Annotated in this window: 18 protein-coding genes; 12 read left to right on the top strand and 6 right to left on the bottom strand. The window is 73.4% G+C overall.

The window, feature by feature from the left end; genetic code table 11:
• Window positions 1-61: 61 nt before the first annotated feature.
• The 3 genes from ACGF5T_RS04845 (at window position 62) to ACGF5T_RS04835 (ending at window position 3,449) form a co-directional block, all read left to right on the top strand.
• Entirely contained in the window at window positions 62-1,450 is a 1,389-nt protein-coding gene (locus tag ACGF5T_RS04845) for a sensor histidine kinase (protein WP_392887106.1), read from the top strand.
• The gene (locus tag ACGF5T_RS04840; RefSeq protein WP_361011967.1) at window positions 1,447-2,121 is read left to right on the top strand and encodes a response regulator transcription factor; all 675 of its coding nucleotides are present in this window, start codon (window positions 1,447-1,449) and stop codon (window positions 2,119-2,121) included. The genes ACGF5T_RS04845 and ACGF5T_RS04840 overlap by 4 nt, the downstream gene beginning before the upstream one ends.
• Window positions 2,122-2,231: 110 nt before the next feature.
• Window positions 2,232-3,449, top strand: a complete 1,218-nt coding sequence (locus tag ACGF5T_RS04835) for a cytochrome P450 (protein ID WP_366766474.1) — start codon at window positions 2,232-2,234, stop codon at window positions 3,447-3,449.
• A gap of 40 nt (window positions 3,450-3,489) precedes the next feature.
• On the opposite strand, the gene ACGF5T_RS04830 is transcribed toward ACGF5T_RS04835, so the two are convergent.
• Complete coding sequence (locus ACGF5T_RS04830) at window positions 3,490-5,157, bottom strand: ABC transporter permease (RefSeq protein WP_366766473.1); 1,668 nt, start codon at window positions 5,155-5,157, stop codon at window positions 3,490-3,492.
• Window positions 5,154-6,056 carry an ABC transporter ATP-binding protein gene (locus tag ACGF5T_RS04825; RefSeq protein ID WP_361011958.1) on the bottom strand — a complete coding sequence of 301 codons (903 nt, stop codon included), beginning with the start codon at window positions 6,054-6,056 and terminating at the stop codon, window positions 5,154-5,156. The genes ACGF5T_RS04830 and ACGF5T_RS04825 overlap by 4 nt, the downstream gene beginning before the upstream one ends.
• A 73-nt stretch (window positions 6,057-6,129) precedes the next feature.
• On the opposite strand from ACGF5T_RS04825, the gene ACGF5T_RS04820 reads away from it, so the two are divergent.
• A complete protein-coding gene (locus ACGF5T_RS04820; protein WP_361011955.1) occupies window positions 6,130-6,681 on the top strand; it encodes a MarR family transcriptional regulator in 552 nt (183 codons plus the stop codon).
• 105 nt (window positions 6,682-6,786) lie between these two features.
• Here the strand turns inward: ACGF5T_RS04820 and ACGF5T_RS04815 are convergent, their stop codons facing one another.
• Window positions 6,787-7,707, bottom strand: coding sequence for a diacylglycerol kinase (locus tag ACGF5T_RS04815; protein ID WP_356602319.1), 921 nt, complete (start codon window positions 7,705-7,707; stop codon window positions 6,787-6,789).
• Between the two features lie 185 nt (window positions 7,708-7,892).
• Between ACGF5T_RS04815 and ACGF5T_RS04810 the strand changes: the two genes are divergently transcribed.
• From ACGF5T_RS04810 to ACGF5T_RS04790, 5 genes are all read left to right on the top strand, one after another.
• On the top strand, window positions 7,893-9,176 hold the full coding sequence (locus ACGF5T_RS04810) for an adenylosuccinate synthase (RefSeq protein ID WP_356602317.1): 1,284 nt from the start codon (window positions 7,893-7,895) through the stop codon (window positions 9,174-9,176).
• A 139-nt stretch (window positions 9,177-9,315) separates the two neighbouring features.
• Window positions 9,316-9,837, top strand: coding sequence for a DUF3515 family protein (locus ACGF5T_RS04805; protein WP_356602315.1), 522 nt, complete (start codon window positions 9,316-9,318; stop codon window positions 9,835-9,837).
• A gap of 78 nt (window positions 9,838-9,915) precedes the next feature.
• The gene (locus ACGF5T_RS04800; protein WP_356602313.1) at window positions 9,916-10,116 is read left to right on the top strand and encodes a hypothetical protein; all 201 of its coding nucleotides are present in this window, start codon (window positions 9,916-9,918) and stop codon (window positions 10,114-10,116) included.
• A gap of 195 nt (window positions 10,117-10,311) precedes the next feature.
• Entirely contained in the window at window positions 10,312-11,184 is an 873-nt protein-coding gene (locus ACGF5T_RS04795) for a sigma-70 family RNA polymerase sigma factor (RefSeq protein WP_366766472.1), read from the top strand.
• 38 nt (window positions 11,185-11,222) lie between these two features.
• Window positions 11,223-11,513, top strand: coding sequence for a hypothetical protein (locus tag ACGF5T_RS04790; protein ID WP_356602309.1), 291 nt, complete (start codon window positions 11,223-11,225; stop codon window positions 11,511-11,513).
• 14 nt (window positions 11,514-11,527) lie between these two features.
• On the opposite strand, the gene ACGF5T_RS04785 is transcribed toward ACGF5T_RS04790, so the two are convergent.
• The 3 genes from ACGF5T_RS04785 to ACGF5T_RS04775 all read right to left on the bottom strand — a co-directional run bounded on the left by ACGF5T_RS04785 (window position 11,528) and on the right by ACGF5T_RS04775 (window position 14,657).
• Window positions 11,528-12,178 carry a hypothetical protein gene (locus ACGF5T_RS04785; protein WP_356602307.1) on the bottom strand — a complete coding sequence of 217 codons (651 nt, stop codon included), beginning with the start codon at window positions 12,176-12,178 and terminating at the stop codon, window positions 11,528-11,530.
• A gap of 217 nt (window positions 12,179-12,395) precedes the next feature.
• Window positions 12,396-13,097: a GntR family transcriptional regulator gene (locus tag ACGF5T_RS04780; protein WP_356602305.1), complete on the bottom strand. Its 702-nt coding sequence runs from the start codon at window positions 13,095-13,097 to the stop codon at window positions 12,396-12,398.
• Between the two features lie 204 nt (window positions 13,098-13,301).
• Complete coding sequence (locus tag ACGF5T_RS04775) at window positions 13,302-14,657, bottom strand: aspartate aminotransferase family protein (RefSeq protein WP_356602303.1); 1,356 nt, start codon at window positions 14,655-14,657, stop codon at window positions 13,302-13,304.
• Between the two features lie 166 nt (window positions 14,658-14,823).
• On the opposite strand from ACGF5T_RS04775, the gene ACGF5T_RS04770 reads away from it, so the two are divergent.
• From ACGF5T_RS04770 to ACGF5T_RS04760, 3 genes are all read left to right on the top strand, one after another.
• Window positions 14,824-15,435, top strand: coding sequence for a DJ-1/PfpI family protein (locus ACGF5T_RS04770; RefSeq protein WP_361011937.1), 612 nt, complete (start codon window positions 14,824-14,826; stop codon window positions 15,433-15,435).
• Window positions 15,432-15,899: a helix-turn-helix domain-containing protein gene (locus ACGF5T_RS04765; protein ID WP_356602299.1), complete on the top strand. Its 468-nt coding sequence runs from the start codon at window positions 15,432-15,434 to the stop codon at window positions 15,897-15,899. Before ACGF5T_RS04770 ends, ACGF5T_RS04765 begins: the two co-directional genes overlap by 4 nt.
• 89 nt (window positions 15,900-15,988) lie before the next feature.
• Entirely contained in the window at window positions 15,989-17,908 is a 1,920-nt protein-coding gene (locus ACGF5T_RS04760) for a serine/threonine-protein kinase (RefSeq protein ID WP_356602297.1), read from the top strand.
• Window positions 17,909-17,933: the final 25 nt, after the last annotated feature.

Below are 17,933 nucleotides of genomic sequence, written 5' to 3'. Positions count from 1 at the left end.
CTGTCGCGGGCCCCGCGTCATCGCCGTAGTACCTGAGGCGGACACCGAAGGACCCCTCTCACTGGTGACGACCGCGGACCACGGGGCCCCTACCGTTGCTGATGTGACCGAGACGACCCAGACGCGGACCACGCATCCCGGAGACGGGAGCGGGTCCCGCAGCCCCGAGTACCGGCTGGCGATGGACGCCTTGAGCGGACTGCGCGAGGACCTGTTCCACGACGCCTTCGCCTACCGCCCACTGCCCCGCCCGGCCGCCGCCGGCCCGTGGGGTCGCCACCTCCCCGCCCGGCTGCGGCCGTACGCGGCGCGCGTTCCGTACGCCGTGGTCGCAGCCGCAGCGCTGCTGGCCTTCTACGGCGGCTGGGCCGGCGGGATGAACGACGGCCCACTGGCCTTGTTGAGCGGCCTGGTGTGCGCGGCCCCGGTGCTGGCGACGCTGGTCCGGCCGGTCGGCGCGTTCTGGATGTCGATGGCGGCGACCCCCGTGGTCGCACTGCTCGGCAGCAGCTGGGGCGACTGGCCGTGGCTGCCCGGCGCGTTCATCTGCCACCTGGCGGTGCTGGTGATCGTGGCGATACGCACCCGGCCCCGGACGGCCGTGTGGATGTGGGGTCTGACCGCCGCGTACGGCTTCGCCAACGAGTCCTTCTGGGGCGCCGGCCACTACGGCGGCAACAGTTCCCCGATGCTGGTCCTCACCGCCTTCGCCCTGCTCGTGGTCTCCCTCTGGCACATCCGTCGCGACGCCCGGCGGCAGGTGACCGCGCAGGAGACGGTGACCGCGCACGAGCGGTCCCGGCGCACGCTGCTGGAGGAGCGCACCACCATCGCCCGGGAGCTGCACGACGTGGTCGCCCACCACATGTCGGTGGTCGCCATCCAGGCGGAGGCCGCGCCCTACCGGGTGGAGAACCCGCCGGAGGAGCTGGAGCGCGCCTTCGCCACCATCCGGGAGAACGCGGTGGCCGCGCTCACCGAGCTGCGCCGCGTCCTCGGGGTCGTCCGGGCCGAGGACTACGAGGTCCCGGACGCCCCGCAGCCCACCCTGGCCGACCTGGACGGCCTGCTCGCCAATGTCCGCGACGCCGGCCTGAGCGTGGAGAAGGCGGTGACCGGCGCGGTGCGCGAGCTGCCGCCCGGCGTGGAGCTGTCGGCGTACCGGATCGTGCAGGAGGCGCTGAGCAACACCCTGCGGCACGCGCCCGGTGCCACCGCCCGCGTCGAGGTCTCCTACGTCTTGGGCGGCCTGGGCCTGCGCGTGGTCAACGGTCCGCTCCCCGAGACCAGCCTCGTGAAGCCCTCACCCGGCGCGGGGCACGGCATCACCGGCATGCGGGAACGGGTGTCGATGCTGAACGGCGAGATGACCGCCGCCCCCACCGACGACGGCGGCTACGAGGTGGCGGTGTACCTGCCGGTCACCGTGGTGAACGAGGGGGACGCATGACCGACGGCACGATCCGCGTCCTGATCGCGGACGACCAGATGATGGTGCGCGAGGGCTTCTCGGTTCTGTTGAACGCGATGCCGGACATCGAGGTCGTCGGCGAGGCGGTCAACGGCCGCGAGGCCGTCGGCAAGGTCCGCGAACTCGCCCCCGACGTCGTCCTCATGGACATCCGCATGCCGGAGCTGAACGGCATCGAGGCCACGAGGGAGATCATCGCGGCGGACGGCACGTCGAAGGTGCTGGTGCTGACCACCTTCGACCTCGACGAGTACGTGTACCAGGCGCTGCGCGCGGGCGCTTCCGGCTTCCTGCTGAAGGACGCCTCGGCGAGGCAACTGGCCGACGGGGTGCGGGTGGTGGCCGCCGGGGAGGCGCTGCTGGCCCCTTCGATCACCAAGCGGCTGATCACCGAGTTCTCGAAGCTGTCCGACGGCCCGCGTCTGATGCCCCAGGCGCAGGCGGCGTACGGGGAGCTGACCGACCGGGAGACGGAGGTCCTGGTGCTGATCGCGCAGGGGCTGTCGAACGCGGAGATCGCCGGGCACCTGGTGGTCGCCGAGTCGACGATCAAGACGCACGTCAGCCGCGTCCTGGTGAAGCTGGGGCTGAGGGACCGCACCCAGGCGGCGGTCTTCGCCTACGAGGCCAGGCTGGTCACGCCGGGGTGACCAGGGGGCCCCGACGGGCCCGGTGTCGGTACCGGGCCGGGGCGCGCCGGTCGCGGCCGGCGGTCCGGGACCTCTGGGCAGGGGCCCGGTCGGCGTCCTATCGTCCGTCCATGACGGCTCAATCCGACCTCGCGTTCGACCCGTGGGACCCGGCGTTCGTCGCCGACCCGTACCCCGCCTTCGCCGAGCTGCGGACCCGGGGCCGGGTGCACTACTACGAGCCCAGCGACCAGTGGCTCGTCCCGCACCACGCGGACGTGTCGGCGCTGCTGCGCGACCGACGCCTGGGCCGGACCTACCGGCACCGTTTCACCGACGAGGACTTCGGCCGGGCCCCGCACCCGCCGGAGCAGGAGCCCTTCCACACGCTCAACGACCACGGGATGCTCGACCTGGAGCCGCCGGACCACACCCGCATCCGGCGGCTGGTGTCGAAGGCGTTCACGCCGCGGACCGTGGAGCGGCTGAAGCCGTACGTGTGCGCCCTCGCGGACGACCTGGTGTCCCGGCTGGTGGAGGCGGGCGGCGGCGACCTGCTGCGGGACGTGGCCGAACCGCTCCCGGTGGCCGTGATCGCCGAGATGCTGGGCATTCCCGAGTCCGACCGGGGCCCGCTGCGCCCCTGGTCGGCGGAGATCTGCGGGATGTACGAGCTGAACCCGTCGGAGGAGACGGCGGCGAAGGCGGTCCGCGCGTCGCTCGCCTTCTCGGAGTACCTGCGCGGTCTGATCGCGGCCCGTCGCAAGGAGCCCGGCGACGACCTGATCTCGGGCCTGATCGCGGCCCACGACGAGGACGACCGTCTCACCGAACAGGAGATGATCTCGACCTGCGTCCTGCTGCTGAACGCCGGTCACGAGGCCACGGTGAACGCGACGACCAATGGCTGGCTGGCCCTCTTCCGCAACCCGGACCAGTTGGCGGCCCTGCGCGCCGACCACTCCCTCGTCCCCTCGGCCGTCGAGGAGCTGATGCGTTACGACACCCCGCTCCAGCTCTTCGAACGCTGGGTGCTGGACGAGATCGAGATCGACGGCACGGTCCTGCCGAGGGGCGCCGAGGTGGCGCTGCTGTTCGGCTCCGCCAACCACGACCCGGCGGTCTTCACCGCCCCGGACCGTCTCGATCTCGCCCGCCGGGACAACCCGCACATCTCCTTCAGCGCCGGCATCCACTACTGCATCGGCGCCCCGCTGGCCCGCATCGAGCTGGCGGCGTCCATGACGTCCCTGCTCGCACGGGCACCCGGGCTGAGGCTCGCCGCGGAGCCGCGGCGCAGGCCCCACTTCGTCATGCGGGGGCTGGAAGGGCTGACCGTCGAGACGTGAGGCGTCCGCCCGCCGGCTTCGTCCACCTCGCCCATCCCGCCTACTTCGTCTCCAGGTCCCGCCGCCCGAAGCCCGCCAGACCCAGCCACACCAGACCGGCGGCGACGAGCGTCAGCACCAGCAGCGGGGTCCACTCCATGTCCGCGGCCGGGAGCCGGGGCACATGGCCGAAGGGGGAGAGGTTGTTCAGCCAGTCGGGGAAGCGCAGGATCGGCCCGAGGTAGCCGACGACGAAGACGTACGCGGGCACGGCCCAGGCCGCCGCGCTCGCCCGCGGGAACCAGCCGAAGAGCACCGTCGCCACCCCGGCCGTCACCCACAGGGCGGGCGCGTACGCGAGGGCCGCGCCGATCAGCTCGGGCAGCAGCGCGGCGTCGCCGGTGGAGGCGGCGCCCGCGAGGCCCATGCCCGCTCCGGCCAGCAGCAGGACGAGCGTGCCGCAGCCCATGGCGACGGCCAGGTGGCCGCCGACCCAGCGCCCGCGGGACAGGGCGGTGGCGAGCAGCGGTTCGGCCCGGCCCGCGGTCTCCTCCGTCCGGGGCCGCAGCGCCGTCATCACCACGTACACGGCGGCGACCGCCGTGACGACCACCATGACCATCGCGGCGAACGACTCCGCCATGTCGGCACCGCCGAGGCGTTCCAGGGCCTCCTGGACCTGGTCGACGTCCTTCAGCATGTCGTCGGCTTGCCCGAGGAGCGAGCCGTACATCGCACCCATCAGGAACAGGCCGGGGCCGAAACCGGCGAACATCCCGCGGTGCAGCCGCAGGGCGGAGCCGAGGGCCGTGCCCAGGGCGGCGGAGGCGTGCGCACTGCCGAGCCGCTCGGCCCGCAGGCCCGCGCCCACGTCCCGCCGGGTGGAGAGCGCGAACCCCGCCGCCGCGCAGGCCACGGCGAGGGCGAGGCAGAGCAGCAGCGGCCACCAGTCGTCGTCGACGTAGACGTAGGTGCGTTGGGTCCAGCCGATCGGGGAGAGCCAGGACAGGGCGCCGGCCGGGCCGCTGTCGCCGGCGGCCCGCAGGACGTAGGCGGCGCCGATGACCACGAGGGCCATGCCGGTGGCACCGCGGGCGTGGGCGGTGACCTGGACCGTGACGGCGGCGACGGCGGCGAGGACGAGGCCGATGGCGGCGTGGCAGGCGCCGTACAGCAGCGAGCCGGAGGCGTCGATGCCCTCGATGCCGAGGCCGGTCAGGCCGAGGGCCAGCAGCAGGGCGAGGACCAGGTCGGCCAGCAGGGCGACGGCGAGGGCGGTGGCGAGGTGGGCGTGCCGGCCGACGACCGTCGAGCGCAGCAGTTCGGCCCGTCCGGTCTCCTCCTCGGCACGGGTGTGCCGGGTGACGACCAGGACGCTCATCAGGCCGACGAGGACGGCCGTGAAGCCGAGCATCTGGTGGCCGAGCATGGCGCCGAAGGTGTAGTCGTCCAGGTAGTGGCGCGGGCCCGTCATGGCGAGGCCGGCCGGGCTGCTCATCGTCTCCACGGCGTTGGCCCGGTCCTCGGGCCCGCTGTACAGCTCGGCGAAGCTGTCGGCCGTCGACAGGGTGCCGAGGACCAGCGCCGCGATCCACACCGGGAGCCGGACGCGGTCGCGGCGCAGGGCGAAGCGGATCAGCGTGCCGGTGCCGGCCAGGGCGTCCGTGCGGCCCGTGCCGGGCCGGGGGCGTGCCGCGGAGCCGGCGGGGGCCGTCGAGGTGGCGGTCATCGCAGGGCTCCCCGTACGCCGTCGTCGTAGTGGCGCAGCATCAGCTCCTCCAGGGTCGGCGGATGGCTGACGAGGCTGCGGATGCCGAACTCGGTGAGCTTGCGCACCGCGCCGTCGACCTCGGTGCCGTCCACGGCGAAGTGGACCCTGCCGTCGGTGGTCCGCAGGTCGTGGACGCCGGGCAGCGCGTCCAGGCCGGTGGCCGGGCGCTCGGTCTCCGCCTCGATGGTGGTGCGGGTCAGGTGCCGCAGTTCGGCGAGCGTGCCGGACTGGACGGTCCGGCCGAGCCGGATGATGCTCACCCGGTCGGCGAGCTTCTCCACCTGGGCCAGGATGTGGCTGGAGAGCAGTACGGTCCTGCCGGCGGCCTTGGCCTCGGTGATGACGTCCTGGAAGACGACCTCCATGAGCGGGTCGAGGCCCGCGGTGGGTTCGTCGAGGAGCAGCAGCTCGGCGTCCGAGGCGAGCGCGGCGACGATCGCGACCTTCTGCCGGTTGCCCTTGGAGTAGGCGCGGCCCTTCTTGCTGGGGTCCAGTGCGAACCGTTCGACGAGTTCGGCGCGGCGCCGCTTGTCCAGCCCGCCCCGTAGCCGCGCCAGCAGGTCGATGGCCTCGCCGCCGGTGAGCTGGGGCCACAGTTCGACGTCGCCGGGAACGTAGGCGAGCCGGCGGTGCAGGTCGACGGCGTCCGACCAGGGATCGCGGCCGAGCACCTGAGCGGCGCCCGAGTCGGGGCGCAGCAGGCCGAGCAGGACGCGGACGGTGGTGGACTTGCCGGCGCCGTTGGGGCCGAGGAAGCCGTGGACCTCGCCTGCTTCTACGGCGAGGTCGAGTCCGTCCAGCGCGCGCGTCCGGCCGAAGGACTTGTGGAGTCCGGAGACGCTGATTGCCTTGGTCATGTTTCGGAAGGTACGCTACTTTCAGAAATTTGTGAAGTTAAGAAAGTGTCAGGAAGTGAGGGATGATCGAAGGATGAGGGAAGCGAAGGAGCTGACGGAGCTGACGGAGACGACGAGGGCGAGGGGGGCGGCACCGGCCGCGGAACGGGAGCGCGACCCCGAGGCGGTGTCGAAGTTCGTGGAGAGCTTCGCCGCACAGCTCGTCGAGGCCGGTATGCAGCGGATGCCGGCCCGTGTCTTCGCGGCCCTGCTCGCCTCCGACTCGGGTTCGCTGACCTCGGCCGAACTCGGCGAACGGCTTCAGGTCAGCCCGGCCGCCGTCTCGGGTGCCGTCCGCTACCTCGCGCAGCAGCACATGGTCTCGCGCGAGCGCGAACCCGGCTCACGGCGCGAGCGGTACCGGGTGCACAGCAACCAGTGGTACGAGGCCCTCACCAACCGCGAGGCCATCGTGAAGCGGTGGGGAAGCGCGCTGCGTGAGGGTGTCGCCAGCCTCGGCGCCGGGACCCCGGCGGGCCGCCGGATGGCCGAGACGCTGGCGTTCTTCGAGTTCGTCGACGGCGAGGTCGCGGCGATGATGGAGCGCTGGCGGGTGCACCGGGAAGAGCGGTTCGGACGGGACTGAGAGCCCCGGGCCCCACCACGGGCCCGCAGGCCCCACCCCCACCCCCCTCATGACCCACGCCCCACGACCCCACGCCCCACGACCCCACGCCCCACGACCCCACCCTCACCCCACCGGCAGCGTCAGCCCCCACGCCCCCTCCCGCACCGTCCAGGTGCGCGTCCGTACCGGCCCCGAGACGACCGCGTCGGCCCGGTAGCGGAAGTGCGCTCCCGACACGGTCACCGTCAGGCCGGTCGCCGTCAGCGCCGGCGCCTCCGCGTCCACCGACGACGGCCGCACCTCCACGACGGCCACCCCGCCGGCGCCCGGCACCACCGAGACCGCCTCCACCGGCTGGTCCAGATCCACCAGCGTCACCCCGTCGACCTCCACCCGCAGCCGGGCCGGACCGGCCGTTCCCACGGTCACGGTGCCCCGGGCCGGACGCGAGGGCGCCAGCGTCCGTACGAGGGACTGGCAGGTCCGCAGCCAGTGGTGCCCCCCGGTCGAGGCGGACGCGCCCGTCCCGGCGCCCGGCCGCGCCGCCCCCGCGTCCCGCTGCCCGGCGACTGAGACCGGGGGGATCCCCACCGCCCCCAGCACCACCCCGTCGCTGTCGTCGACGAGCAGGTCCAGGCGCCGTTCCGCCCCCTCCAGCACCGACCGGGCCGCCGCCACCGCGCCCGACGGCAGCCCGAGCGACCGGGTGAGGCCCAGCACCGGCCCCACCGGCACCACGGACAGCGCGCACCCCGCCAGCTCCCGGTGCCGGTGCAGCAGGGCCACGGCGCGCAGCAGCGCGCGGTCGTCACCGACCACGACGGGCCGTCGCGAACCCCGCCGCCGCAACGCCCGGGCGAACTCCTCCGGGCTCTCCGGCAGACACACCTTCGTGCTCGCCGCACCCGCGCTGAGCACGTCTTTCGCGATCCGGACGGACTCCCCGTCGGTGCGCCGGGCGACCGGATCGACGACCACCAGAAGCTGATCGGGCCTCGCTGAGGATGTCGCGGAAGAGTTCGCGGAAGTCGCCACCTCGGCCATGCCTCGCTTCCTCGGGTAGCATCTTTGTGCAAGAGCCCCTTGCGCTATTGCGCCAGGGGCTTCGTCTATTCCGGGGCATCCGGTCCGACGGTTGGCGGCCAACGACGGTCGCGGTGTACGTGGCGGAAATCCACCGCGTACGCCCTCGACCATGGACATGCCCCGCCCGGAAGGGGTGTACGCGCGTGCCCGCACTTGTGCTGCTCGGTGCTCAGTGGGGTGACGAAGGCAAGGGAAAGGCGACGGACCTGCTCGGTGGTTCCGTCGACTATGTGGTGCGCTACCAGGGCGGCAACAACGCCGGCCACACGGTAGTCGTGGGCGATCAAAAGTACGCCCTCCACCTGCTCCCTTCCGGAATCCTGTCTCCCGGCTGTACGCCGGTCATCGGTAACGGTGTCGTTGTCGACCCGTCGGTCCTGTTCTCCGAGCTGAGCGGGCTGAACGAGCGCGGCGTCGACACGTCCAAGCTCCTGATCAGCGGAAACGCGCACATCATCACGCCGTACAACGTGACCGTCGACAAGGTGACGGAACGCTTCCTCGGCAAGCGCAAGATCGGCACCACCGGCCGCGGCATCGGTCCGACCTACGCCGACAAGATCAACCGTGTCGGCATCCGCGTCCAGGACCTCTACGACGAGTCGATCCTCACCCAGAAGGTCGAGGCGGCGCTCGACGCCAAGAACCAGATGCTCACCAAGCTCTACAACCGGCGCGCGATCGCCGTCGAGCAGGTGGTCGGGGAGCTGCTGGGCTACGCGGACAAGCTCCGCCCGTACGTCGCCGACACCGTCCTGGTCCTCAACCAGGCCCTCGACGACGACAAGGTGGTCCTCTTCGAGGGCGGCCAGGGCACGCTCCTGGACATCGACCACGGCACGTATCCCTTCGTGACCTCGTCGAACCCGACCGCGGGCGGAGCCTGCACCGGCGCCGGCGTGGGACCGACGAAGATCAGCCGGGTCATCGGCATCCTCAAGGCGTACACGACGCGCGTCGGCGCCGGCCCGTTCCCGACGGAGCTGTTCGACGAGGACGGCGAGGCCCTGCGCCGGATCGGCGGCGAGCGCGGTGTCACCACCGGCCGCGACCGTCGCTGCGGCTGGTTCGACGCGGTCATCGCCCGCTACGCGACGCGTGTCAACGGCCTCACCGACTTCTTCCTCACCAAGCTCGACGTCCTCACCGGCTGGGAGCAGATCCCGGTCTGCGTGGCCTACGAGATCGACGGCAAGCGCGTCGAGGAGCTGCCGTACTCGCAGTCCGACTTCCACCACGCGAAGCCGGTCTACGAGATGCTGCCGGGCTGGAGCGAGGACATCAGCAAGGCGAAGTCCTTCTCCGAGCTGCCGAAGAACGCCCAGGCGTACGTGAAGGCGCTGGAGGAGATGTCCGGCGCCCCGATCTCCGCGATCGGCGTGGGCCCGGGCCGGGACGAGACGATCGAGATCAACTCGTTCCTGTAGGCACCACGGACGCGTACCGACGCGTACCGACGCGTACCGACGGCCGGGACCCCGCACGGGGCCCCGGCCGTCGGCATCCGGGCGGCGGCTACGCTGGCCGGTACCAGCAGTGGACGGAACGGCGCGGAGCGAGCGGAACATGCGGATCGGTAACCCCCTGCCCGTCGGCCTGCGCGGGAAGCCCTCCGTCCGGATGTGGATCTGGCTGACCGTCGCGGTCGTCGCCGTCACCGGCGGACTCCTCTACGTCGACAGCCACCGCGTCTCCGCCGCCCCGCACGCGGACCACGCCCAGTGCGACGAGGTCGTCTCCCGCCTGCCCGACGACATACCCGGCGCCTCGCGCGACTGGACCCTCGGGGAAGGGGTCGCGGCCTGGGGCGGGCAGGAGGCGGTCTTCCGCTGCGGCGCCGAGGAACTGCCGCCCAACATCAACCTCTGCGTCACCGTCGACGGCGTCGACTGGGTGCTGGACGAGGAGCGGCTCAAGCGCGACGGCGTGAGCGTCCTGCGCACCTACGGCCGCTCACCGGCCGTGGAGTTCACGTACACCGGGCCGCGCGAGGAGGTCGGCGGCATCCTCACCGCGCTGGACCCCGCCGTGAAGTGGCTCCCGCAGAAGCGCAAGTGCGTCGGTCTGCAGGACGCCGACGTCGTCTAGGGCCCGTCGGACAGGTGCCGCCTGCCGTTCGGCCCCCTCCGCCGGGCGCCGCCGCCACGCGTGGTGTCGGATCGGGGCATGACCGACCGTGACCGCGCCGCTTCCTGTCAGGGCCCGTACGGCGTCGAGGCCGACCCGGGGGACTGCGGCGACCCCGTCCGTTTCGAGGTGGCCCGGCACCGGAGGGTGCCGCTGCGGGTGTGCCCCGTCCATCTGGGGCCGGCGCTGCTGCTGGCGGACGGGGTGCTGTGGCCGCCCGGAATCTCCTTGATCCGCTGAGGGAGCGGGCCCCCGGAGTGGTTCACTGGGGTGCCCCAGCCGGACCCGCCGGACCCGCCGGACCCGCCGGACCCGTCGGACTCGCCGGACCCGCCGGACCGCACCGGACCGCACCGGACCGCACCGGACCCGTCGGACCCGCCCGGCCCCGAGGACGCGGAAGGAAGCCGTACGGTGCCCGGACGATCCGATGCGATGGCAGAGCGTTTCGAGCAGGACCGCCCCCGGTTGCGCGCCGTCGCGTACCGCATCCTCGGTTCCCTCGGCGAGGCCGACGACGCCCTCCAGGACGCCTGGCTGCGCGCCGACCGCGCGGACACCTCCGGGGTGGAGAACCCTTCCGCCTGGCTCACCACCGTCGTCGCCCGGGTCTGCCTCAACATGCTGCGCGCCCGCGCCACCCGCCGCGAGGACCCCCTGGACGACGGCACGGACCGCCGGCCCGCCACCGCCCCGCCCGGCGCGCGCACCGCGGATCCCGCGGAGGAGGTGCAGCTCGCCGACGAGGTGGGCATCGCCCTGCTGATCGTCCTGGACACCCTGGGACCGGCCGAGCGACTGGCCTTCGTCCTGCACGACATGTTCGACGTGCCCTTCGACGACATCGCCGTGATGGTCGGCAAGACCCCCGCGGCCACCCGGCAGCTGGCGAGCCGCGCCCGCCGCCGGGTGCGGGGCGTGCCCGCGCCCGACGCCGACGCGCCCCGCCGCCGCCGCGCGGTCGACGCCTACCTGGCGGCCACCCGCGGCGGCGACTTCGACGCGCTGGTCGCCCTGCTCCACCCGGACGTCGTGCTGCGCGCGGACGCGGCGGTCGTGCCGACGCCCGCACCCGTCGAGATCACCGGCGTGGAGCCGGTCGCCCGGGGCGCGATGGCCTCGATGGCCCGCGCCCGGTTCACCGGCGTACTCCTCGTGGACGGCCGGCTGGGCCTGGCGATGGCCGAGAACGGCAGGCTGCGCGTGGTGCTCCGCTTCACCTTCGCGGACGACGGGCTCATCACCGGCATAGACGTCGTCGCGGAGCCCGACCGCCTGAGCGAGCTGCACATCTCGGGCATAGGCTGAGGATGTACACGGCGCGTCGGCAGAAGAAGGTGAGTGCGATGCGCGTGCTGCTCAAGGCGACGCTGGACACGGAGAAGTCGAACGAGCTGATCCGCAGCGGCAGGATGCCGGGGATGATGAAGGAGATGCTCGACCACATCGGGCCGGAGGCCGCCTACTTCGGCACCCTCGGCGGCCGCCGCACGGCCCTGCTCGTCCTCGACATGCAGGAGAGCTCCCAGTTGCCTCCGATCGGCGAACCGTTCCTCATGGAGATGAACGCCGACGTCGAGGTCTGTCCGATCATGAACGCCGACGACCTGGCGACGGGCCTGTCCCGGCTCGGCTGACCGGAGGCGACCGGTCAGCTGAAGACGATCATCGACCCCTGGGCCAGGCTCCGCGTGGCCGCCGCGTGCAGGCCCAGCCACACGTGGCGCTCCCGGGCGAAGGGGCTGGAGTCGTGCGGTGCGGGCACGGCCGGTTCCTCCAGTTCCGTCGGGGCGAGCGGCGGGCTCGGCGGCGCGGGCGGGTTGGCCGGGTCGATGCCGAGGGCCGGGGCGACGGCCTCCAGTTCCCGCAGCAGGGTGTGCGAGGAGCCCAGGGGGCCGCCCCCGGCGAGGAGTTCGTCGCTGGCGAGCGGGTGCGGGAAGTCGACGGGCACGTAGGCGCCCGCGTGGTCGTAGTGCCAGACCAGGTGCGAGCGCTGGGCCGTCGACTCGAACATCTCCAGCAACTGCTCGTAGTCACCGCCGAGTTCGTCCACCGGCGTCACCGGCAGCCCGCACAGTCGGAGCAGGTACGCCCGGCGCAGGAAGTGCAGCGCGTCGTAGTCGAAACCGGCCACCGGGGCGACCTCACCGGTCAGTCCCGGCATGTACTGGTACACCGGCACCGGCGGCAGCCCGGCCTCGGCGAGCACCTTGTCGTACTGCGCGAGTTCCTCGGCGAACGGGTTGTCCGGCGTGTGGCACAAGACGTCGACGAGCGGTACCAGCCACAGGTCACAGGCCAAAAGAGAGCTCCTCACACAGCATGGTGGTCAAGGGCGACGGTCGGGCACGGGGATCGGACACGGTGATCGGGCACGGGCACGGGCACGGGGATCGGGCGCGGTGATCGGGCGCGGTGGTCAGGAAGCGTAGTCGGTGCGCGGTGCGTGCAGGTCCCATACCCATCTGGGGCCGGACCACGACACGTCGGGCGGTGGTCATCCGCCGGCGGGCCCCGCGTCAGCCGTCGGCGAGCCGCTCGATGAGGGCGAGCGAGTGGGCGTTGTACGCGTCGACGAGGGAGCGGGCGGCCGGGGCGTCGAGGCGGGCGAGGGCGTCGACCAGTTCGGTGTGCCCGGACCACAGGGCGCCCCGCAGGTCGCTGAGCCGGCGCAGGTGCTGCACCGTGCACACCCAGCTCTGCACCCGCAGCCGGTGCAGGAAGTCGGCGAGGTGGCGGTTGCCGAACAGGAGGGCCAGCTCGCGCCAGTAGCGCAGGTCGTAGCCGATGAGGACGGTCAGTTCCCCGGCCGCGGCGGCGCGCTGGGCCTCCTCGCCGCGGCGGCGGACACCGGCGAGCGCGGCGGCGATCCGCGGGTCGTCCGGACTCGGCCCGTCCGGCCGGTCGGCGAGGAGGGCGAGGAACATCCCGTCGGTGACGAGGCTGCGGGCCTCGATCATGCTCCGGAAGTCGTCGACCGAGTACTCGTGGACGCGGAACCCGCGGTGGTGGTCGGCGTCGAGCAGCCCCTGTGCCGACAGGTCGACCAGCGCCTCGCGCACGGGCGTCGCGGACACCCCGTACTGGTCGGCGATCTCCTTGACCGTGAACTCCTGTCCCGGCCGGAGCCGCCCGGCGAGCACCTCGTCGCGGAGCGCGTCGGCGATCTGCTGCCGCAGGGTGCTGCGGGTGACGGCGGCGCCGCCGCTGGGGCCGGGCATGGTCGGGCGGTCTCCTCGTCGCGTCCGGGGGCGTACTCGCGCACGCGGCCGTGGGGGCGCACACGTGCCTGCGGCGCACTCGCGCGCGAGGCCGTGGCGTGCCCGCACACAGGACGGTGGCGTACTCGCACACATGTCTACCGTGTACGAGCACGCCACCTTACGCGTTCGGCTCCCGTTCCTGCCCGCCTGCGGGCAGGCGCTCTACTCCGTGTACTCGTCCGCCACGGACAGTGCCGTGTCCAGGGCCACCAGGCCCTCCTTCAGCTCCGCCTCGGAGACGTTGCACGGCGGTACGACATGGGTGCGGTTCATGTTCACGAAGGGCCACACGCCGTGCGCCTTGGCGGAGGCGGCGAAGGCGTTCATCGGGGTGGCGGCCTGCCCGGTCGCGTTGTAGGGGACCAGCGGCTCCCGGGTGTCCCGGTTCTTCACCAGTTCCAGCGCCCAGAACATCCCGACCCCGCGCACCTCGCCCACGCTCGGGTGGCGCTCGGCCAGCTCCCGCAGCGCCGGCCCGAGGACCTCGGCGCCGAGCCGGGCGGCGTGCGCGACGATGCCCTCCTCCTCCATCACGTTGATCGTGGCGACGGCGGCGGCGCAGGCCAGCGGGTGCCCGGAGTAGGTCAGTCCGCCCGGGTAGGGCCGCTCGGCGAAGGTCTCGGCGATCCGCGCGGAGATCGCGACGCCGCCCAGCGGGACGTAGCCCGAGTTCACGCCCTTGGCGAAGGTCATCAGGTCGGGCACCACGTCGTACAGGTCGGCGGCGAACCACGTGCCGGTGCGCCCGAAGCCGGCCATGACCTCGTCGAGCACGAACACGATCCCGTACTTGTCGCAGATCTCGCGCACCCCGGCGAGGTAACCGGCGGGCGGCAGCATGATCCCGGCGGTGCCCGGCACCGTCTCCAGGATGATCGCGGCGACGGAGGCCGGGCCCTCGAAGGCGATCGTCGTCTCCAGGTGCTCCAGCGCCCGCGCGCACTCCTGCTCCTCGGTCTCGGCGTAGAAGCGCGAGCGGTACAGGAAGGGCGCCCAGAAGTGCACGACACCGGCCGTGCCGCTGTCCGAGGCCCAGCGGCGCGGGTCGCCGGTGAGGTTGACCGCCTGCTGGGTGCCGCCGTGGTACGAGCGGTACGCCGACAGCACCTTGGGCCGGCCGGTGTGCAGCCGGGCCATGCGCACGGCGTGCTCCACGGCGTCCGCGCCGCCGTTGGTGAAGAAGATCTTGTCCAGGTCGCCCGGCGTCCGCTCGGCGATCAGCCGTGCCGCCTCCGAGCGCGCCTCGACGGCGAACGCGGGCGCGAAGGTCGTCATCCGCGCGGCCTGCTCCTGGATCGCGGCGACGACCTTGGGGTGCTGGTAGCCGATGTTGGTGTAGACGAGACCGCTGGCGAGGTCGAGGTACCGCTTCCCTTCGTAGTCCCAGAAGTACGACCCCTCGGCGCCGGCGACGGCGAGCGGGTCGATGAGCTGCTGCGCGGACCAGGAGTGGAAGACGTGCGCGCGGTCCGCGGCCTTCACGGCGGCGCCGGTCCGGGGGTCGGGCTGAGGGGTCATGCGGCCGAGCGTAGATGTCCGCGATGCGGAAACGGAATCGGCGTCCTGTCTGTGGTCGCGCGCTTTCCACGACAGGTTGTCGACGAGCCGGGCCGGAGTCCATTGACAGCATGCTGCCGTAATGACAGTCTTCTGTCATATGGACACCGTGCTCCCAGGAGGAGACATGAACGGCACCCGCAAGCCCGTCCACCTCGCCGTGTACGACACCCTGGCCGACTGGGAGACCGGTCACGCGACGGCCCACCTGGCCCGGGCCGGCTTCCCGGTCCGAACCGTCGCCCTCTCCACCTCGCCCGTCACGAGCATCGGCGGCCTGCGCGTCCGGCCCGACCTCGCCCTGACCGACCTGCGCCCCGAGGACAGCTCCCTGCTGATCCTCCCGGGCGCCGACCTGTGGGACACGTCGAGCGACCTCGCCCCCTTCGCCCGCACCGCCCGCGCCTTCCTGGACGCCGGGGTGCCCGTCGCCGCCATCTGCGGCGCCACCGCCGGACTGGCCCGCGAGGGCCTGCTCGACGACCGCGCGCACACCAGCGCCGTCTCCTTCTACCTGGCGGCCACCGGATACGCGGGCGGCGCGCGGTACGTGGAGGCCGACGCGGTCACCGACGGCGGCCTGATCACCGCGGGGCCCACCGAACCGGTCGCCTTCGCCCGCGAGGTCCTCGGCCTGCTCGGGGCGTACCAGGGCGAGCTGCTGGACGCCTGGTACCGGCTGTTCCACGACTCCGACCCGGAGGCCTACGCCGTGCTGGCGGAGGCGGGCGCCGCGTGAGCGACCGGGAGACGCAGGACCTGCTCAGCCGCGCCGCGCTCGGCGCCTTCAGGCTCAACGGCCAGTTCCTCGCGGTCGCCGAGGAACTGGCCCGCCCCGCCGGGCTCACCGCCGCCCGCTGGCAGGTGCTCGGCGCGGTGCTGCGCGAGCCGCTGCCCGTCTCCGGTGTCGCGCGCGCGATGGGCATCACCCGGCAGAGCGTGCAGCGCGTCGCCGACCTGCTGGTGGAGGGCGGACTCGCCGAGTACCGGCCCAACCCGGCCCACCGTCGCGCCAAACTCCTCGCGCCGACCGGGGCCGGCTACGCGGCCGTCGCCCGCATCGACCCCGGGCACGCCGCCCTCGCCGGCCGGCTGGCCGGGGCCTACGGCTCCGTGGCGGAGCTGGCGGCGGCGGTCGAGGCCGTGGAACGGCTGTCGAAGGCGCTGGACGAGATGAGCGGCCCGCCCGTTACGGAACCGTAGACAAGAGGTCGAGAAGACCGGCTCACCGGGGGCGCCGCCCCGCACTATCCTCGGTCTGTTGCTCACGTTCGGGGGGAAGGCGGCGCAACATGCAGAAACTCGGGGGCGGGGACCCGCGGCACATCGGTGCCTACCGGCTGCTGGGGCGGCTCGGCGCGGGCGGCATGGGCCACGTCTACCTGGCGCGCTCGGACCGCGGACGCACGGTCGCCGTGAAGCTGGTGCGCACGGAACTCGCCGCGCAGGAGGAGTTCCGGGAGCGCTTCCGGCAGGAGGTCGAGTCCGCGCGCCGGGTCGGCGGGTACTGGACGGCGCCCGTCCTGGACGCCGACACCGAGGCGGCCGTGCCCTGGGTCGCCACCGGGTACGTCGCCGGGCCCAGCCTCCAGCAGGTCGTGGGCCACGACCACGGCGCCCTGCCGGAGCGCTCGGTGCGGACCCTGGCGGCCGGGCTCGCCCACGCCCTCCAGGACATCCACGCCGCCGGGATCATCCACCGCGACCTCAAGCCGTCCAACGTCCTCGTCACCATCGACGGACCCCGCGTCATCGACTTCGGCATCGCGCGGGCCCTGCAGACGGTGACCGACGGCGGGCTCACCCGCACCGGCGCGCTCGTCGGCTCACCCGGCTTCATGGCACCCGAGCAGGTGCGCGGCGACCGGATCACGCCCGCCTGCGACGTCTTCTGCCTCGGTTCCGTCCTCGCCTACGCCGCCACCGGCCGGCTGCCCTTCGGCACCACCGACAGCGGTGTGCACGCCCTGATGTTCCGCATCGCGCAGGAGGAGCCCGACCTGGCGGCCGTGCCGGAGGGCATCGCCGACCTCGTCCGTGACTGCCTGAAGAAGGACCCCGCCGCGCGCCCCGGCCTCGCCGAGGTCCTGGCGCGTACGGGCGCGCAGGACACGGTCGCCGACGGCCGCTCCCGCGACCCGTGGCTGCCCGGCGCGCTGGTGGCCCAGCTCGGCCGGCACGCGGTACGGCTGCTGGACACCGAGGACCCGGAGGCACCGGGGGCACCAGGAGCAGGCGGCCCGGGCGCCGCCCCGACGGCCGGCCCGGCGCCGGACGGCCCGGGCGCGAACCCGGCCGCGCCCCCGCCCCCGCAGCGGGAACCGGCCGCGACGCCGGACGGCCCGCCGCCACCCCGCGAGCCGGGCAGCGCCGGCACCCCGCTGAACCACCTCCCCACCCTGGTCGCGGGCCAGAGCCCGCCGACGCCCCCGCCCGCCCACGGCCACCACCTGCCGCCCGCCCACGGCCACCCCCTGCCCCAGCCGCCCGCCCACGGTTACGCCCCGGCCTACGGCTACCCCGGGACACCCCCACCCGGCCACCACCCGTACGGCGGCGGCCTCGGCTCGACCCCGCCCTACGGCCCTCCGCCCGCGTACGGCCCCCCGCACGAGCCGTCCCGCAGGGGCCGCTCCACAGCGGTGCTGGTCGCGGTCGCCCTCGTCGTCGCGCTGGGGGCCGGCGGCTCGGTCTACGCGCTGATGAGCGGTGACGACGCCGGCGACCGGACCGACGGCGGCAGCACGGGCGGCTCCACGGTCGGCGCCTCGGTGGACCCGGGCCCCAGCACGGACGGCTCCGCTCCGACGACGGAAGCCGACCGGCCGACGACCGACCCGACCACGCCGACGACCCAGGACGGCACGATCCCGACCGCGTACCTGGGCACGTGGTCCACCACCATCGACAACGCCTCCGGTGTCCACACCCGGCACCTGACCATCCAGCAGGGCGACGTGGGCGACACGGTCCTGTCCCTCGTCGCCGACGGCCCCGCGGGCAACGGCACCTACCACTGCGTCTTCGAGGCCGAGCTCAGCGACGCCCCGGACTCCGACGGCCCCCTGGACATCGGCCCCTCCACGGTGACGGTGGGCCCCGCCACCACCTGCACCCCGGGCGACCCCTCCCGGGTCAGACTCCTGCCCGACGGCACCCTGGAGCGCACCAACACGGGCACCGACGAGAAGCTGACCTACCGCCGGGACTGAGCGGCCCCGCGCGGGCGGCGCGTCC

This window comes from Streptomyces sp. NPDC047853, assembly GCF_043204535.1.
GTDB lineage: Bacteria > Actinomycetota > Actinomycetes > Streptomycetales > Streptomycetaceae > Streptomyces.
The sequence above is the reverse complement of the archived record's forward strand: the minus strand, read 5'-3'. Positions and strand labels throughout refer to the sequence as shown.

Coding starts and splice junctions, on each gene's coding strand:
- ACGF5T_RS04840 (WP_361011967.1), top strand. CDS start 1,447: ATGACCGACGGCACGATCCGCGTCCTGATCGCGGACGACCAGATGATG.
- ACGF5T_RS04815 (WP_356602319.1), bottom strand. CDS start 7,707: ATGGCCGAGGTGGCGACTTCCGCGAACTCTTCCGCGACATCCTCAGCG.
- ACGF5T_RS04795 (WP_366766472.1), top strand. CDS start 10,312: ATGGCAGAGCGTTTCGAGCAGGACCGCCCCCGGTTGCGCGCCGTCGCG.
- ACGF5T_RS04805 (WP_356602315.1), top strand. CDS start 9,316: ATGCGGATCGGTAACCCCCTGCCCGTCGGCCTGCGCGGGAAGCCCTCC.
- ACGF5T_RS04830 (WP_366766473.1), bottom strand. CDS start 5,157: ATGACCGCCACCTCGACGGCCCCCGCCGGCTCCGCGGCACGCCCCCGG.
- ACGF5T_RS04780 (WP_356602305.1), bottom strand. CDS start 13,097: ATGCCCGGCCCCAGCGGCGGCGCCGCCGTCACCCGCAGCACCCTGCGG.
- ACGF5T_RS04820 (WP_361011955.1), top strand. CDS start 6,130: ATGAGGGAAGCGAAGGAGCTGACGGAGCTGACGGAGACGACGAGGGCG.
- ACGF5T_RS04770 (WP_361011937.1), top strand. CDS start 14,824: ATGAACGGCACCCGCAAGCCCGTCCACCTCGCCGTGTACGACACCCTG.
- ACGF5T_RS04835 (WP_366766474.1), top strand. CDS start 2,232: ATGACGGCTCAATCCGACCTCGCGTTCGACCCGTGGGACCCGGCGTTC.
- ACGF5T_RS04800 (WP_356602313.1), top strand. CDS start 9,916: ATGACCGACCGTGACCGCGCCGCTTCCTGTCAGGGCCCGTACGGCGTC.
- ACGF5T_RS04790 (WP_356602309.1), top strand. CDS start 11,223: ATGCGCGTGCTGCTCAAGGCGACGCTGGACACGGAGAAGTCGAACGAG.
- ACGF5T_RS04760 (WP_356602297.1), top strand. CDS start 15,989: ATGCAGAAACTCGGGGGCGGGGACCCGCGGCACATCGGTGCCTACCGG.
- ACGF5T_RS04825 (WP_361011958.1), bottom strand. CDS start 6,056: ATGACCAAGGCAATCAGCGTCTCCGGACTCCACAAGTCCTTCGGCCGG.
- ACGF5T_RS04775 (WP_356602303.1), bottom strand. CDS start 14,657: ATGACCCCTCAGCCCGACCCCCGGACCGGCGCCGCCGTGAAGGCCGCG.